Below are 16,765 nucleotides of genomic sequence, written 5' to 3' on the forward strand. Positions count from 1 at the left end.
CAAAGATTCTGCCGATATAAAAATGTGTTGTAGCAGAATTTTAAGAAGAGGACTATTTAAATGAGTATTGAAAAATTATTTTACATTTATCATCAATATTTTAAAGGATGAAAATAAAAATTGGATTATTAGTCGTGATAATGGCACTTGCCGCAATAGCTATAAACGCAAAAACAGACGCTGATGATCCTTTTTTAGTTTATAAAGCCGATCTTATAAAACAAGATTTAAAATTATACTGGAAGAACGATAAAGGGCAGAATATAGGAAGTATTCAGAACTTAAAACTTTGGCTGGAAGGAAAGAACCAAACTTTAGATTTTGCGATGAATGCCGGAATGTACAAAAAAGACCATTCTCCTCAGGGACTTTATATTGAAAAGCGAAAAATGTTAGTCCCGTTAGATACAACAAAAGCGGCGGGGAATTTCTATTTAAAACCTAACGGCGTATTTTATTTCACAACACAAAAAACTGCTGTTATATGTACGACGCAGGATTTTCGAAACAATGCAAAAATAGAATATGCGACCCAATCAGGTCCAATGTTGATTATTGACGGGCAAATTCATCCGGAATTTAAAAAAGGATCTGCTAATGTAAACATTCGAAATGGGGTTGGAATTTTACCGGACGGAAAAATAGTCTTTGTAATGTCTAAAAAAGAAATAAATTTTTATGATTTTGCAGATTATTTTAAAAGCTTAGGTTGCAGAAATGCTTTGTATTTAGACGGATTTGTATCACGTGCATTTGCTCCGTCTGAAAATTGGATTCAGACTGACGGAAATTTTGGTGTGTTATTTGCAGTAACTCGATCTGAGAAATAATTAAAGCTATTTTAAGTCGATGATTATATGGTAATTAAGAAATAAAATTATGTTTAGAAATAATTTCAATGTGACAAATTCTTTATAAATTCGAATAATATATAATTTAAAATAAAATGCAGGAAGTAAAAACAATAAACGAAGATGAGAGAACCAGAAAGCTGCTTTTGGGTTTGCTTTTGGATGCTATTGGAATGGTTTCCTTTACAATTCCGTTAGTTGGAGAATTTACGGATGTTGTCTGGGCGCCGGTTGCGGCTTTTATAATGACCAGAATGTATAAAGGCAGAGTAGGGCGAGTAGCGGGTATTTTGACTTTTGTTGAAGAGATAATACCATTTACAGATGTAATTCCATCCTTTACACTTACATGGATTTATACTTATTATTTTCAAAGAAATAATAATGACGCCTAGTTTTTATCTTTAAATAAAAATCCCAGTCCCATATTTTTAAGCATTTTCTTTTCGAAATTCCAAAAGAATCGAAACTGACCAAAAATGGCTCCAATCGTAACCAGCAAAACCTGATAGATAGGAAAAATAATCAACAATCGGATTAAAGTAAACCAGCCGCCAAAATCTTCTTTGGTGATACCTAATAAAACGCAAAAGGGTTTAGACAACCATGCAGATGCCGATCCGGTGATGGCAAAAACAACAAGTATAATGATGGCTTGTAGATTTGAGGTAATTCCCCAACGTTTCTTTAATCTATTCATTTTTATTTGCAATAATTACAAATATAAGAACATTATCTTATAGGAACATGCCCCGCCAGCTTTTGTTTGTATGTATTTTGAAAATAAATCATATAATTATAAATCAAATAATTTACTTCATATCCGTAGTGAATATTTGGTCTGTAATCGATCGTCATTTCGTATAAATTCGGGCTATATCTTTGTGGTTGCAAAACACGATTGTTCCATTCAGTAACGTATAAATAATTTTTGTTTTCAAGATAAGACAACGAATAGTAATTTCGGGGAAGTGCTGTTGAAGCCAGCCAGGTGCTAAAACCATTGTCTATAATAATTACTTCATATTCTAAAGAATCATTTGCAATTCGTACGGTATCATTTACGGCAATACTTGTTTTATCTGAAGGGTTTACGGCAACAGTATTTTTAGAGGTAGAACACGCTGCTATAGTAAGCAGGATAACTAATGCGGAGAGTATTTTTTTCATGATTTTTTAATTTCAAACTTTAATTTACAGATAAATCAACGTACTATTTTGCTGTTTAAAAGTAGCCTTGTAATTCCTTGAATTGCAGATTTAAGCTTATTGAACTAATTGAAATACTAAAATCTTGCCATTTTTAGTTTTTAATTTAAAAAAAAGCCATTTACACTAAAGTAAACGGCCTGTAATAATTTATGTCTTTGGGTTTAATGTGCAGAACCTTAGTGTTTTATTGGTTGTTTATTTGCTGCCAAATATTTTTCCGATAAATCCTGCGATTCCACCTTTGGTTTTGGCAACTACCAGAACATCGGCAACATCTACTTTTCCGTCATTGTTTTGGTCTAAGCCAAACTGCATTCCGTATTTATTAATAGTTTCCATAATACCCGAAGCTTGTCCGCCATTTCCTGTAATTGAACTAATAATATCCGAAAGCTGAAAACCGCTTTCATTCGGATCTTTTGTTTTATTTACTAAAGAACTTAAAATCTGAGGAATCATCCCTGAAGCGACACCTGCGGAAGCCTCACTGCTTAATCCAAATTTTTGACCAAGATTTCCCGATAATTGCTGTGTTATTTGTTGCACAATAGGGTTAGAACTATCTATAGGTGTTTTTCCGCTAAATAAATCGGCTAATTGTTCTCCTCCGCCTTCTGAAGCAATCTTTTGCAGTCCTGCAAATATTGATGTGCTTGTCTCGTTTATTACAGCTTCATTATGCTCATTTGGGACAGCAGCGTTATTTACAACAGCGTTGCCTCCGTATTGCTGTACTAATTGTGTTAATTGTTCAAACATAATTTAAAAAATTTAGATTAGAACTCAAATTTAATCAAAAAAAGAAAGGAATTAATTAAATAGTATTAATAAATCCTCTCTAAACGATTTAATTATAATTAATTAGCGCAATGCATTTACCAAATTATTCAAAAGCTTATTGGTATGGCTTTTAGATTAAAGCCGATGTTAGTATTTGGTATTTGGTGCTTTTACCCCGCACCAGGTAGTGATATCTTCAGGATTAAATCCGGGACAATCCGGGATATTTTTTTTAGGAAAAAATAAAACCTCATTAGTAAACGTGCTTAAGTTAAAATAATAATTGGTAAAATCTTCGCCATATCTCCATACATCACTTGAGCCATCATTTTGAACGGTTTCACTAAAAGTGAAAATTGATGATTGTTTCGGAATAAAATATTCTTTCTCGATAACAAGCATGAATATATTTCCAAATATAGAGGTACAGAGTAAAAGAATTACAGCAGTAAATAGTATAAAAAGAATAATCCGCTTACGGCCAGAACTTTTTTTATCCGTTTTCATAGTATAATTTAGTTATGCGTCAAAAATATAAAAAAGAAAGGGATTTACTACAGCTAAGCAGTAAATCCCTTTAATTGATTTTAATTTATTTTTACTTAGCTCAACAAAGTAATAATTTGTGATGCTAATTCAGTACCAATTCTGTCTTGTGCTTCTCCCGTTGCAGCTCCAATGTGCGGAGTCAAAGAGATTTTAGTGTGCATTAAGATGGCCATTTCCGGTTTTGGTTCGCTTTCAAAAACATCTAAACCTGCAAAAGCAACTTTTCCGGAATCTAAAGCTTTTACCAGTGCTACTTCGTCAATAACCCCACCACGTGCACAGTTTACGATTCCAACACCGTCTTTCATGATTGCAAATTCTTTCTCACCAACGATGTAACCATCCTGAGCAGGAACGTGTAATGTGATGAAATCAGCTTCTTTGAATAAAGATTCTAATGACTGAGAAACGATTGTAGTTGTGATTGACTGACCGTCAAAAAACTCCACTTTAATATCTACAGACGGAATAAAACTATCTGCAGCAATTACTTTCATACCTAAACCAAGAGCCATTTTTGCAGTAGCTTGACCAATACGGCCAATACCAACAATACCAAGAGTTTTACCTCTTAATTCAACTCCATTTGCGTATGCTTTTTTCAAACCGTCAAAGTTTGAATCCCCTTCAAGAGGCATGTTTCTGTTAGAATCATGTAAAAAACGAACACCAGAAAATAAGTGTCCAAATACCAATTCAGCAACAGATTCTGATGATGAAGCAGGTGTATTAATTACGTGAATACCTTTGCTTTTTGCATAATCAACATCGATATTATCCATACCAACACCACCACGGCCAATAATTTTAAGTCCCGGGCAAGCATCAATAATATCTTTACGAACTTTAGTTGCACTACGCACTAAAACTACATCTACATTATTTTCGTTTACAAAATTAGCTACTTGTTCCTGAGCTACTTTTGTAGTTATAACTTCAAATCCACCTTTTTCCAAGGCAAGAATTCCACTTTTAGAAATTCCGTCATTTGCTAATACTTTCATTGTATTTATTGTTTATTTGGTTAATCGTTTAATTGTTTAATCGATAAACCAGCTATTTGATTTTTCTTTTTTGATATTTTAAAGGAAACATTTTTTGACGATTAAACAGTTAAACAAATTAACGATTAACCGAAAAAAACTAAACTTTAGCTTCCAAAGCTTTCATTACATCAACTAAAACCTGAACACTTTCGATAGGCATAGCGTTGTAAATAGAGGCTCTGTAACCACCAACAGAACGGTGTCCCGGCAATCCTGAAATTCCTGCTTCTTTCCATAAAGCATCAAACGCAGCTGTATGATCAGCATTGTTCAGTAAGAAAGTAACATTCATTTTAGAACGATCTTCAACTGCTGCAGCACCTTTGAATAATGGGTTTCTGTCGATTTCAGAATAAAGTAAATCCGCTTTTGCGTCGTTTAATTTTTCAACAGCAGCGATTCCGCCTTTTTCTTTGATCCATTGTAAAGTCAATAATGAAACATACACTGCAAAAACAGGTGGAGTATTGTACATACTTTCTGCTTTGATATGTTTTGCATAGTCTAACATACTTGGGATTGTTCTTCCACTTTTTTCTAAGATATCTTCTTTAACAACTACCAGAGTAGTTCCTGCAGGGCCCATATTTTTTTGAGCTCCGGCGTAGATTAAGTCAAATTTAGAGAAATCTAAATTGCGTGAAAAAATATCAGAACTCATATCGCAAACAACAGGAATGTTAGTTGCAGGGAATTCTTTCATTTGAGTACCAAAAATGGTATTGTTACTTGTACAGTGAAAATAATCAGCATCACTTGGTATTTCGTATCCTTTTGGAATATGGTTGTAATTTTCTTCTTTTGAAGAAGCTACAACAACAGTTTCTCCAAAATATTTTGCTTCTTTAATAGCTGCAGTAGCCCAGGTTCCTGAATCTAAATAAGCTGCTTTTCCGTTTTCTTTCATCAAGTTGTACGGAGCCATTAAGAATGCTGTACTGGCACCACCTTGTAAAAATAAGGCTTGGTATCCTTTTCCCTGAAGTCCTAATAACTCTAAAGCAAGGGAGCGAGCTTCATCCATAACTGCAACGAAATCTTTGCTTCGGTGCGAGATTTCAAGAATAGAAAGTCCTGAATCATTAAAATTTAATATAGCTTTTGATGCTTTTTCAAAAACTTCTTGAGGTAAGATACTTGGTCCTGCGCTGTAGTTGTGTTTTTTCATGGTTGTTGTTAATAGTCCAAAAATTTAAAGACGCAAATTTCGGCAATAGGAGCTGAAAAAGCGATAAATAATTCGAAATAATTAAACATTTTTTTACTTTGTTGTTAACAAAAACGTTATAGTATCTACGTTATCTGCATAATCCCACAATTGAGGATTTTGAGTTTGGCCAAATGCAATGCTGTTTGTGATTAAATCGTTGCTCACTATACACTGAATTTGTTCTGCATCAGTTTCAAGGCGGGTCTGTAAATCTTCGATGTTTTCGTAGAATTCATAAAATACACTCGAAATAGGAGAGGCGTAACTTGAATCTTCTTTTAGAGTTAAAAAACCGTTATCCAGTAATTTGAAATTACTCATTAAAAAAACAGCTTTATTATAATCATAATTGTTAGCGTATTTCTCGTAATGAATCACGTCCTGATATTTGAAAATAGCCTCAAAGAAAGCGACAAACGAATAGTCTTTGGGAACAAAAAGTTTAGAAACATTGCGGCATCCCAAACCAAAATACCTGAAGATATCCTCGCCTAAAGCTTCCAGATCTTCTTTGGACTCTTTTCCGTTTAAAACGGCAACTGAGTTCCTGTTTTTTCTGATAATCGAAGGTTTGTCTTTGAAGTAGTATTCAAAATAACGGGCTGTATTGTTGCTTCCGGTGGCAATTACGGTGTCAAAATTTTCCAGTTTACCCTCTACGAAAGTGATCTCGTTTTCTAAACTTTCATCAGCGAAAATTAAATATTTGGCTAAAAAAGGTAATAAATGCTGATCGTTGGATGACGTTTTTATTAACGCTTTATTTCCTGTAATTAAAACCGATAAAAAATCGTGAAAACCAACCAAAGGAATGTTTCCGGCTAGGATTAGCGCTACATTTTTTTGATTTTTTTCTTCTCCGGCAGCATCAAATGAATATTTAGAAATCCATTTGTCAATGTTTTCTTCGGTTAGTGCTTCTGCCCATGATTGTATTGCAAAGTACACTTGTTCAGGTGTATACCACCCGTTGTGTGATTGAGATAAATGTATTAGTTTTTCAAAATCATCAAAAAAGGCTTCATTGTGTAAAACGCCCGTTTTCTTTACGGATTTGCCTTCGGAAAACTGACTTAAAAATTTTCCTAATTCAACAAAAAGACTTTTTTTTGTTTCTAATGTCATAATGTTTGTTTATGAATTGTTTTGATTGTAATTTTGCACAAAAATAAGCTATATTACGTTATAAGGCAAAGTAGAATGAAATCTTTGGCATTTTAAACTCAAAGCCTTTAACTTTTAACATGTAACCAAGAACAAGATGGCAATAATTATAACTGACGAATGCATAAACTGTGGGGCTTGTGAACCAGAGTGCCCAAACACAGCAATTTATGAAGGAGCTGACGATTGGAGATATAAAGACGGAACAAGACTTTCTGGAAAAATAATTTTACCTGACGGAACTGAGGTTGATGCTGATGATGCACAAACACCAATTTCTGACGAAGTATATTATATTGTTCCTGGAAAATGTACTGAATGTAAAGGTTTTCACGATGAACCTCAATGTGCTGCAGTATGTCCTGTTGATTGTTGTGTACCAGATGATAACCACGTAGAAGATGAAGAAACCTTGTTGAACAGACAGGCGTTTTTGCACGGTGATGAATAATATATTATTTAAGTTTTAAATAGAAAAAAATCCTGAGTCAACGCTCAGGATTTTTTTTATGCCGTTGACTTTTTTTTGTATTGTATTGGTTTTTAATGTTTTATTTGTAGTTTTATAGTGATTAATTTTTATTTAATAACTGTCTATGAAGAGATTACTACTTTTACCTATTGTGTTTTTTAGCGTTGGGATTTTGGCACAAAATACAGAATATTCTATCATTGTTAAAGATATAGAAACCCAATTGCCCATCGAAAATGCAACAGTACTTATTATGAAAACAAAACAAGTTTTGTTGACTAATGAGGAGGGTAAAGTAAGTTTTGTGTTAAGTGGCGCATCAAATGTTCAGGTTTCTGATATGGATTATGATCATATTACGCTTCGCTGGACAACATTAAAAGACAATGACTTTGTGGTTTATCTAAAGGATAAGAACAATAAATTAGATGAAATTGTTGTCTCTAGGGAAAATCCGCAGAAAATATTACAAAAAATTGTTTCTCATTCGATAAAAAAACTTTCGTCTCCCTATCGTTTGAAAGTCTATGTAAGAGAATTTTTTATGTTAGACAATCAATACTCTTATTATAATGACGGACTTGTGAATTTTCAGTTTTCAGGTCATGAGAAAAAAAATACAACAACATTGTTGGTAGAGCAAAATCGATCTTATGGTTTGTTAGAGGCAGATGTCAGTACGGATCTAAGAGGATATAATTTGAATAATATCATGGAAAATTATTCGAACCTCACTTATTTTGACCCTGTTTTAGATTCGAAAAAGAAAAAAGAATATGACTATATAATAAGTGGACATCCTAATAATAAGAATTATTATATAATGAAAGTTACTCCATTAAACACTTCTAAAAAAGAATTGGAGGATTTTGAAATCATCTACGATCCGGAAAAGAAAGTAATTATAGAGTTTACTATTACTACGACGCAGCAAAACCTTGATAAAATAGCAGATAAAACGGCAATTGGTTCTAAAAATATTACAAGATCATTTATAAAAGTAGATTATAGACTAGATGGCGAAGATTATTATCTGTTAAATTCGAATGAAGAAATTGCTTATAATCTTATTTTAAAAGATAAAGTCAAAAATATTCAGGTTCGCAATAGTTTTATCACGACCAATTTTAATAAACAAAATTTCACCTATCGTGAAAGTGATGTTTTTAAGGAGAAAACACTTTTTAATAAACAGAATAAAATTCTAACCAATTACTGGGATATTTCAGGATTTACAGCTACAGATCAGGAAAAAGCCATTATAAAAGCGTTAGATTTTAAGATGTAACTTTCAGAACTCAGATACAAATGAAAAAGATCCTAATTGCAGCAATAAGGATTTTTTCCGTTTTAATTGGTTTGTTAAAAGCTTCTTTTTCTTTAAAATATTTGATGTATTTGAAAGGAGATATTTTAAAATAGATTAATCATCATTTTTACTTCACTTACCAGCTATTAAATCTTATATTTGCAAAATTTTAAAGCCAAAAAATATCATTTTGGCAGAAACGAAAAATCGATACATAAATTATAATCATTAAAGTAACGACCTATACATTAAGGTAGAAGTAATAGTGATAAGACCTGAGAGAATCAGGATCTAATAAAAAATAAATAGAAACAACAGATGAAAGCAGGAATTGTAGGATTACCAAATGTTGGAAAATCAACATTATTTAATTGTTTATCTAATGCAAAAGCGCAAAGTGCCAACTTTCCGTTTTGTACAATCGAACCTAATATTGGTGTTGTAAACGTTCCGGATCCAAGAATCAACAAATTAGAAGAGTTGGTGAAACCAGAGCGCGTACAAATGGCAACAGTTGATATTGTTGATATCGCAGGTTTGGTAAAAGGAGCAAGTAAAGGGGAAGGTCTTGGAAACCAATTTTTAGGAAACATTAGAGAGTGTAATGCTATTATTCACGTATTGCGTTGTTTTGATAATGATAATATTGTACACGTAGACGGAAATGTAAATCCAATTCGTGACAAAGAAACCATTGATATTGAGCTACAGCTAAAAGACTTGGAAACGGTTGAAAAACGTTTAGAAAAAGTAAATCGTGCCGCTAAAACAGGTAACAAAGAAGCGCAAACTGAAAAAGCACTTTTAGACCGAATCAGAGAGGCATTATTGCAGGCTAAATCAGCGCGTACTATTGTACCTCAAGGAAATGACGAAGAAGTTCTGATGGAATCTTTTCAGTTGATTACCGCAAAACCAGTATTATATGTTTGTAATGTTGATGAAAATTCAGCCGTAAACGGAAACAAATATGTAGATCAGGTTCGTGAATTAGTAAAAGACGAAGATGCTGAAGTAATCATCCTTTCAGTAGGAGCAGAGGCAGATATTACAGAACTGGAAAGCTACGAAGAGCGTCAGGTTTTCCTTGAAGATATGGGATTAACAGAGCCGGGAGCATCAGTTTTAATCCGTGCCGCTTATAAATTATTAAAACAACAAACTTATTTTACAGCAGGTGTAAAAGAAGTTCGCGCCTGGACCATCAACATTGGTTCAACAGCGCCACAAGCAGCCGGAGTTATCCATACAGATTTCGAAAAAGGATTTATTCGTGCAGAAGTTATTTCATACGAAGATTACGTTCAATACGGATCAGAAGCAAAAGCAAAAGAAGCAGGAAAATTCAAAGTTGAAGGAAAAGAATATATCGTAAAAGATGGTGATGTAATGCATTTCCGTTTCAACGTGTAATTTAATAAAGAATAAAGAGAATAGATTAAACTGCTGAAGAAATTCAGCAGTTTTTTTATGCTTAAAATTAACGGCTGCCAGGTTCAGCGAAGACGAAGCCCGCCAAATCTGCTTTGTCTGCATAATCTTCGAGAAAAATAAAAGACAAAGTAAAAAAATAACGCTTTCATATTAGTGAATCTGTTTACAAATTTTAACATGGTAAAAATGTAAAATTTCCCTTAAAAGCAAGAATTCGGTTTTTTTAATTATTTCTTAAATTTGAGTAATTATCTAAAACCGGAAGTATCGTGAAAGTAAAAAATATATTCTCCAAGTCATGGTTTCTGCTCAAGAATACCTTTTTAGAATTTAATGACGACAACGCTATTAAGCTTAGTGCTGCGTTATCTTATTACACCATATTTGCATTACCGCCTTTATTGATTATTATTATCACTGTATGTGGTTTTTTCTTTGGAGAAGAAGCTGTAACAGGTCAGCTTTATGGGCAAATAAATGGTTTGGTAGGAAACGGAGCAGCAAGTCAGATTCAGGAAGCGATAAAAAATGTACAGTTATCAGGTGACAATTTTTTCGCGACGATATTTGGAGTCGTGATGCTGCTGATTGGGGCATCGGGAGTTTTTGCGGAAATACAAAGTTCTATTAATTTTATATGGGGTTTACGCGCAAAACCGGATAAGGGAATTAAGAAATTCATTCAAAATCGCCTGATGTCATTTTCGATGATTGCTTCAGTTGGTTTTCTAATGCTGGTGAGTCTTTTTGTGAGTACCACATTAGATTTAATGAGTGCACGGTTAAAAGTATATTTTCCGGAAAGTACAGTTTATTTATTCTATGTCGTTAATACCGTGATTGTACTGGCAAGTATAACGCTTCTTTTTGCCATTATTTTCAGAACATTGCCCGACGGAAAAATAAGATGGAAAGATGCATTTATCGGATCAGGAGTTACGGCCATACTTTTTATGATTGGTAAATTTGCAATAGGTTTTTATTTAGGCAGTTCAACAGTTGCCTCAGTCTATGGCGCAGCAGGTTCTGTGATAATTATTTTGGTTTGGGTCTATTATTCGGCAATTATTCTGTATTTTGGAGCTGAATTTACCAAAGTATATGCAAAATCGTACGGAGGAAAAATTTACCCGAATGAATACTCCGTAGAAATTCAAAAAGAAATTTACGAAATCGAGAAACCAAATAAAATATAGTTAAACAATTGACTTATATGGTTTAATTAATAAAAAACACACTTATGAAAATTATAGCCTTTGGAGGAAGTAACAGTCAACATTCTATCAACAAACACTTAGCTACTTACGCAGCAGGTTTATTTGAAAATGCTGAAGTTGAAGTTTTGGATTTGAATGATTTTGCTATGCCATTATTTAGCGTTGATCTCGAAAAAGAAGTGGGACAGCACGAAATTGCAAAAGCATTTTTGGCTAAACTGGCAAGCGCAGATATTTTAGTAGTTTCCCTGGCAGAAAATAACAACAATTATTCTACAGCATTTAAAAACGTATTCGATTGGTCATCCCGAATTGACAAAGAAGTTTTTCAGAAAAAGCCAATGTTACTAATGGCAACTTCACCTGGAACAAGAGGTGGTGCTTCGGTTTTAGAAATAGGACGTAATGCTTTACCAAGATATGGAGCCGAAATTAAAGCTACATTTTCATTACCGGCTTTTAATGCTAATTTTGATTTAGAAGAAAATAAAATCTCTAATGCAGAATTAGACAAAGAATTAAAAAATCTTATAAAAGAATGTTTTTAAATCTATGAAAATAAAAAAGATTGCCTTTATAATTCTTTTTCTTAATATACTTTTTTTGCATTCCTCTTACTCCCAAAAGTATAGTGATGTTGATAAAATAGTAGCCAAATATCCTAAAAATTTTAGTTCTGCAAATAATTTGGCTGAGAGAATTCAGGACGATTTCTCTTCAGATCAGGATAAAGCCCGGGCTATTTACAGTTGGATTGCCTTAAATATAAAATACGATTACAAAGTTTTTTTAAACCCACCCAGAACACAAGGTTTTAGTTATTCGACCGAAGCTGAAAAACAAAGAAAGATTCAGCAGATTAATGATAAACTAATTCAGAAAACATTTACTTCCCAGAAAGCAGTTTGTGAAGGTTTTACAGCTTTATACCAGCATTTGGCAGGATTGGTTGGATTAAAATCAGAAATAATTCGTGGAGATTCTAAAACAAGACTGGCAGATATCGGCCGAAAAAATACTTCGTCAAATCATGCCTGGAATATAGTTTTGATTGATAAAAAATGGAGATTGATAGATGTTACCTGGGGTCAGGGATATTATGACAGCAGCAAAGGAAGAATGGTAAATGATTTTGATCCCATTTATTTTGATACAGATCCCGATTATTTTTTTGCCAAACATTTTCCGGATTCTGGTTCTTATCTGGGGAACAAATTAAATAAAGAAAAATTTCTGAACGGACCTTTGATTTATAATAAAACAATTCAGGGTGACTATAAAATAAAATCACCCGACTCTGGAATAATTGAAGCTAAACAAGGGGATAAAATGACGTTTGAAATTAAAAATGTCTCCAAGTCCAATTTGCTTTTCTATTTAAATAAAAAGAATCAGGCAGTTAAAATTCAGAATTCTAAAGAGAAACGCGGCAGTTTGGAATTTCAAATTGTCTATGATAAAAATATAGGTGATTATATTACTATTTATCTGGATACGTTTAGTATTGTTTCTTTTAAAATAATTCGAAAATAGACCTATCAGAGATGTTTGCTTAAAGATTTTTCTTCTTTTACAGAATTGCCGTACCTTAGCGATAAAGAGATGAATTTAATGATAGCAGTCTGTTGAACTGTTGAAATGCAATAATGGCTATGGAAACAACTTTCCTGAAATCTATTTTAGACAATGATTTCTATAAATTTACGATGCAGCACGCCGTAATAAAACTTTTTCCCAAGGCAAAAGTGCGTTACGGTTTTATTAATAGAGGAAAACATATTTTCCCTCCCGGTTTTGGTGATTTACTTCGACGATCTGTTGATGCTATGTCAGATTTACGTTTGACTAAAGAGGAAAAGAATTATCTGGCACACTTTTGCCCTTATCTGGATCCGACTTATTTAGATTTTTTACAGGGATACACTTATGATCCGTCAGAAGTTCAGATTAGTCAGGAAGGATCAGAAATAAAAGTCACAATCGAAGGATTTTGGTATCGTACAATTTTGTGGGAAGTGCCTTTGATGGCTTTAATTTCGGAGCTTTTCTATAAATCAAATCATCTTATTCGCTTAAATGATGATGCGATAAAAATTTTGACAAAAGATAAAATTGATAATTATAATACGTTAGGTGTTTCAATTTTAGAATTTGGTACAAGACGCCGCCATTCTTACGATGTGCATGTTTTGATAAACGAAACATTACAGACTTTTGGTTCTGAAAGTTTTATCGGGACAAGTAATGTGCACTTTGCAATGGTTAATAATAAAAGACCTTTAGGGACGCATGCACACGAATGGTTTATGTTTCATGCCGCTCAATATGGTTTTAAAATGGCCAATTTAATTAGTTTAGAACATTGGACACAAGTATACGGAGGCGATCTCGGAATTGCCCTAACGGATACCTATACAACAGATGTTTTTTTCGAACAATTTGATAAAAAATATTCCAAGCTTTTTGATGGAGTACGACATGACAGTGGAGATCCGATTGAATTTGCACAGAAGGTAATTTCGCATTATACGAAAATGGGAATTGATCCAAGATCGAAAGTGATTGTTTTTTCAGATTCATTAAATTATGATAAAGTAAAAAGTATCACGGAATTCTGTAAAGATAAAATCAAAATGTCATTTGGTATAGGAACCAATTTTAGTAATGATGTAGGTTTGCCGCCTATGAATATGGTCATAAAACTTACCGAAGTTAAACTCGATAACACGCATTGGCAAGGTGTCGTAAAACTTTCTGACGAAAAAAATAAAAATACGGGAACGCCCGAGATGATTGCTTTGGCGAAGCAGGTTTTAGGAATCAAATAGTATTTTTTTGTTTAAAACCTGATTTTTTATATTTTTATCGGCCGTATTATTTTAAAATCAATTTAAATAGGATTTAAAGCTGTTATTAATCGTAACAAAAAGAAAATAGGCTTTCATTTTTTGACTATAAATGGTACATTAGCCAAAAATCCAATTCACTTTATGCTAGAGCAAAATCAATATACCGAAGATAATATTCGATCACTCGATTGGAAAGAACATATTCGTATGCGTCCCGGAATGTATATCGGGAAATTAGGAGATGGTTCTTCACCGGATGATGGTATTTATATTCTTCTAAAAGAGGTTTTAGACAACTGTATCGATGAGTTCGTGATGGGCTCAGGAAAAACTATTGAGGTGACGATCAAGGATAAAACGGTTTCGGTTCGTGATTACGGACGTGGAATTCCGTTAGGAAAAGTAGTTGATGTAGTTTCGAAAATGAATACCGGAGGAAAGTATGATTCTAAAGCTTTCCAGAAATCAGTAGGTTTAAATGGTGTCGGAACAAAAGCAGTAAATGCACTTTCGAATTATTTTCGCGTAGAATCAGTTCGTGATGATAAACAAAAAGGAGCTGAATTTTCTGCCGGAAATTTAGTTTTAGAAGAAGATATAATTGATACAACAAAGCGAAAAGGGACAAAAGTGACCTTTACGCCAGACGAAACGATCTTTAAAAATTACAAATTCCGTATGGAATATGTCATTAAAATGGTCAAAAACTATTGTTACCTAAACAATGGTTTAACGATTATTTTTAATGGCGAGAAATATATTTCTGAAAATGGTCTTAGAGACTTATTAGAAGAAACGATCAGTGCAGAAGATCTTGAATATCCAATTATTCACCTGAAAGATCATGATATCGAGATTGCGTTAACACATAGTAAAACACAATATAGCGAAGAGTATCACTCTTTTGTCAACGGGCAAAACACCACACAAGGAGGGACGCACTTGGCAGCTTACAGAGAAGCAATTGTAAAAACCATTCGTGAATTTTACAATAAAAACTTCGAAGCATCTGATGTTCGTAAATCGATTGTAAGTGCGATCAGTATCAAGGTAATGGAACCTGTTTTTGAGTCTCAGACCAAAACAAAATTAGGTTCTACAGATATGGGTTCTGATGACGGAACACCTGCAGTATCCGTTCGTACGTTTGTAAATGATTTTGTGAAGAACAAATTAGATAATTATTTACATAAAAATCCTCCGACAGCCGAAGCATTATTGCGTAAAATTTTGCAAGCCGAAAGAGAGCGTAAAGAATTATCAGGAATTAGAAAATTGGCGACAGATCGTGCAAAAAAAGCCAATCTTCATAATAAAAAATTAAGAGATTGCCGAGCGCATCTTCCGGATACTAAAAACCCTAGAAACTTAGAAAGCACACTTTTTATTACCGAGGGAGATTCGGCTTCCGGATCGATCACAAAGTCACGTGACGTGAATACTCAGGCAGTTTTCAGTTTACGTGGTAAGCCTTTGAATTCGTACGGAATGACTAAAAAGATTGTATATGAGAATGAGGAATTCAACTTATTGCAAGCTGCGTTGGATATCGAAGACGGATTGGAAAAACTACGTTACAACAACATTGTAATTGCAACTGATGCCGATGTCGACGGAATGCACATTCGTTTGCTGTTGATTACTTTCTTTTTACAATTCTTTCCTGAATTAATCAAAGAAGGACATTTATATATCTTGCAAACACCACTTTTCAGGGTTCGAAATAAAAAAGAAACCATCTATTGCTATTCAGACGAAGAAAGAAAAGATGCGATCGAAAAATTAAAACCAAAACCGGAAATCACCCGATTTAAAGGTTTGGGAGAGATTTCTCCGGATGAGTTCAAGAATTTCATTGGAGAAACCATTCGTCTTGACCCAATTATGATGGATAAAAATACTTCAATTGAGCAATTATTATCTTTCTACATGGGAAAAAATACTCCGGACAGACAAGAGTTTATTATCAAGAATTTGAAAGTGGAGTTGGATGCGGTTGAAGCTGAGGTTTAGAAATTAAAATAATAAAGTATTGTCAGACGGTCTTCAAAATAAAATCATTTTTCAGCAAGTTGCCGAGTTATTGCAAAATGCCCGACAACAGGTTTTACGTACCGTAAATTCAACTATGACAATTACATATTTTGAAATTGGAAGAATCATTGTTGAAGAAGAACAAAATGGAAAAGATAGAGCTGAGTATGGTAAAAAACTTTTAAAAAGTCTTTCGCAACAATTGACAAAGGAATTTGGAAAAGGATTTTCGATTCGAAATTTGGAATTTATAAGAAAATTTTATTTAACGTATTCAAATTCAGAGGCTTTGACTCGGATTTTAGAAATTCAAAAAAAACAGTCACTGACTGAGGAATTCAAATATCAGAAAACGCAATCACTGATTTCGTTTTTCAAATTAACTTGGACTCATTACATTTTCCTGATACGAATTGATGATGAAAGAGAACGACGTTTTTACGAAATAGAATCTGAAAAGCACAATTGGAGCGTTCGTGAATTAAAACGTCAATATGATTCGGCACTTTATACAAGATTAGCTTTAAGCCGGGATAAAGAGTGAAGCAGTAGTAAGATATACTTTACCAGAAAACAACGAGCAAATTTTTGCAAGTAAATATAAAACCGTTTTACCAAGTGAGTCAGATTTAAAACGA

The 16,765-nt window shown here is 33.4% G+C and carries 18 protein-coding genes; 11 read left to right on the forward strand and 7 right to left on the reverse strand.

The features are described 5' to 3' along the window. Window positions 1-107: 107 nt before the first annotated feature. Both B0A67_RS04005 and B0A67_RS04010 read left to right on the forward strand, forming a co-directional pair. Window positions 108-830 (forward strand): phosphodiester glycosidase family protein, encoded by a 723-nt coding sequence (locus B0A67_RS04005; RefSeq protein ID WP_072955897.1) that lies wholly within the window; start codon window positions 108-110, stop codon window positions 828-830. 116 nt (window positions 831-946) lie between these two features. Then, window positions 947-1,246 (forward strand): hypothetical protein, encoded by a 300-nt coding sequence (locus B0A67_RS04010; protein ID WP_072955894.1) that lies wholly within the window; start codon window positions 947-949, stop codon window positions 1,244-1,246. On the opposite strand, the gene B0A67_RS04015 is transcribed toward B0A67_RS04010, so the two are convergent. The 7 genes from B0A67_RS04015 to B0A67_RS04045 all read right to left on the reverse strand — a co-directional run bounded on the left by B0A67_RS04015 (window position 1,243) and on the right by B0A67_RS04045 (window position 6,773). Continuing rightward, window positions 1,243-1,551, reverse strand: coding sequence for a DUF6787 family protein (locus tag B0A67_RS04015; protein ID WP_072955891.1), 309 nt, complete (start codon window positions 1,549-1,551; stop codon window positions 1,243-1,245). The genes B0A67_RS04010 and B0A67_RS04015 overlap by 4 nt on opposite strands. A gap of 32 nt (window positions 1,552-1,583) precedes the next feature. Continuing rightward, complete coding sequence (locus B0A67_RS04020) at window positions 1,584-2,021, reverse strand: DUF6146 family protein (protein ID WP_072955887.1); 438 nt, start codon at window positions 2,019-2,021, stop codon at window positions 1,584-1,586. A gap of 237 nt (window positions 2,022-2,258) precedes the next feature. Further along, the gene (locus B0A67_RS04025; protein ID WP_072955884.1) at window positions 2,259-2,822 is read right to left on the reverse strand and encodes a hypothetical protein; all 564 of its coding nucleotides are present in this window, start codon (window positions 2,820-2,822) and stop codon (window positions 2,259-2,261) included. 168 nt (window positions 2,823-2,990) lie between these two features. After that, entirely contained in the window at window positions 2,991-3,350 is a 360-nt protein-coding gene (locus tag B0A67_RS04030) for a hypothetical protein (protein ID WP_084074470.1), read from the reverse strand. 95 nt (window positions 3,351-3,445) lie between these two features. Further along, a complete protein-coding gene (locus tag B0A67_RS04035; RefSeq protein ID WP_072955880.1) occupies window positions 3,446-4,396 on the reverse strand; it encodes a D-2-hydroxyacid dehydrogenase in 951 nt (316 codons plus the stop codon). Window positions 4,397-4,535: 139 nt separating this feature from the next. Further along, entirely contained in the window at window positions 4,536-5,606 is a 1,071-nt protein-coding gene (gene serC, locus B0A67_RS04040) for a 3-phosphoserine/phosphohydroxythreonine transaminase (protein WP_072955877.1), read from the reverse strand. A 93-nt stretch (window positions 5,607-5,699) separates the two neighbouring features. Then, entirely contained in the window at window positions 5,700-6,773 is a 1,074-nt protein-coding gene (locus B0A67_RS04045; protein WP_072955874.1) for an acyl-CoA reductase, read from the reverse strand. 136 nt (window positions 6,774-6,909) lie between these two features. On the opposite strand from B0A67_RS04045, the gene B0A67_RS04050 reads away from it, so the two are divergent. The 9 genes from B0A67_RS04050 (at window position 6,910) to B0A67_RS04090 (ending at window position 16,671) form a co-directional block, all read left to right on the forward strand. Next, window positions 6,910-7,263 (forward strand): 4Fe-4S dicluster domain-containing protein, encoded by a 354-nt coding sequence (locus B0A67_RS04050; RefSeq protein WP_065447848.1) that lies wholly within the window; start codon window positions 6,910-6,912, stop codon window positions 7,261-7,263. 145 nt (window positions 7,264-7,408) lie between these two features. Continuing rightward, complete coding sequence (locus tag B0A67_RS04055; protein ID WP_072955871.1) at window positions 7,409-8,572, forward strand: peptidase associated/transthyretin-like domain-containing protein; 1,164 nt, start codon at window positions 7,409-7,411, stop codon at window positions 8,570-8,572. A gap of 339 nt (window positions 8,573-8,911) precedes the next feature. Further along, window positions 8,912-10,006 (forward strand): redox-regulated ATPase YchF, encoded by a 1,095-nt coding sequence (gene ychF / locus B0A67_RS04060; RefSeq protein WP_041518049.1) that lies wholly within the window; start codon window positions 8,912-8,914, stop codon window positions 10,004-10,006. A 290-nt stretch (window positions 10,007-10,296) separates the two neighbouring features. Next, window positions 10,297-11,223, forward strand: a complete 927-nt coding sequence (locus tag B0A67_RS04065) for a YihY/virulence factor BrkB family protein (RefSeq protein ID WP_072955868.1) — start codon at window positions 10,297-10,299, stop codon at window positions 11,221-11,223. 44 nt (window positions 11,224-11,267) lie between these two features. Next, window positions 11,268-11,792, forward strand: coding sequence for an NADPH-dependent FMN reductase (locus tag B0A67_RS04070; protein WP_072955864.1), 525 nt, complete (start codon window positions 11,268-11,270; stop codon window positions 11,790-11,792). 4 nt (window positions 11,793-11,796) lie between these two features. Continuing rightward, complete coding sequence (locus tag B0A67_RS04075) at window positions 11,797-12,777, forward strand: transglutaminase domain-containing protein (RefSeq protein WP_072955862.1); 981 nt, start codon at window positions 11,797-11,799, stop codon at window positions 12,775-12,777. A 119-nt stretch (window positions 12,778-12,896) separates the two neighbouring features. Continuing rightward, entirely contained in the window at window positions 12,897-14,072 is a 1,176-nt protein-coding gene (gene pncB, locus B0A67_RS04080; protein ID WP_072956819.1) for a nicotinate phosphoribosyltransferase, read from the forward strand. A 162-nt stretch (window positions 14,073-14,234) separates the two neighbouring features. Further along, the gene (locus B0A67_RS04085) at window positions 14,235-16,106 is read left to right on the forward strand and encodes a DNA topoisomerase IV subunit B (protein WP_072955860.1); all 1,872 of its coding nucleotides are present in this window, start codon (window positions 14,235-14,237) and stop codon (window positions 16,104-16,106) included. Between the two features lie 19 nt (window positions 16,107-16,125). After that, complete coding sequence (locus tag B0A67_RS04090; protein ID WP_072955857.1) at window positions 16,126-16,671, forward strand: DUF1016 N-terminal domain-containing protein; 546 nt, start codon at window positions 16,126-16,128, stop codon at window positions 16,669-16,671. The last annotated feature ends 94 nt before the right edge of the window (window positions 16,672-16,765 follow it).

Source organism: Flavobacterium aquidurense, assembly GCF_002217195.1.
Classification (GTDB): domain Bacteria; phylum Bacteroidota; class Bacteroidia; order Flavobacteriales; family Flavobacteriaceae; genus Flavobacterium; species Flavobacterium frigidimaris.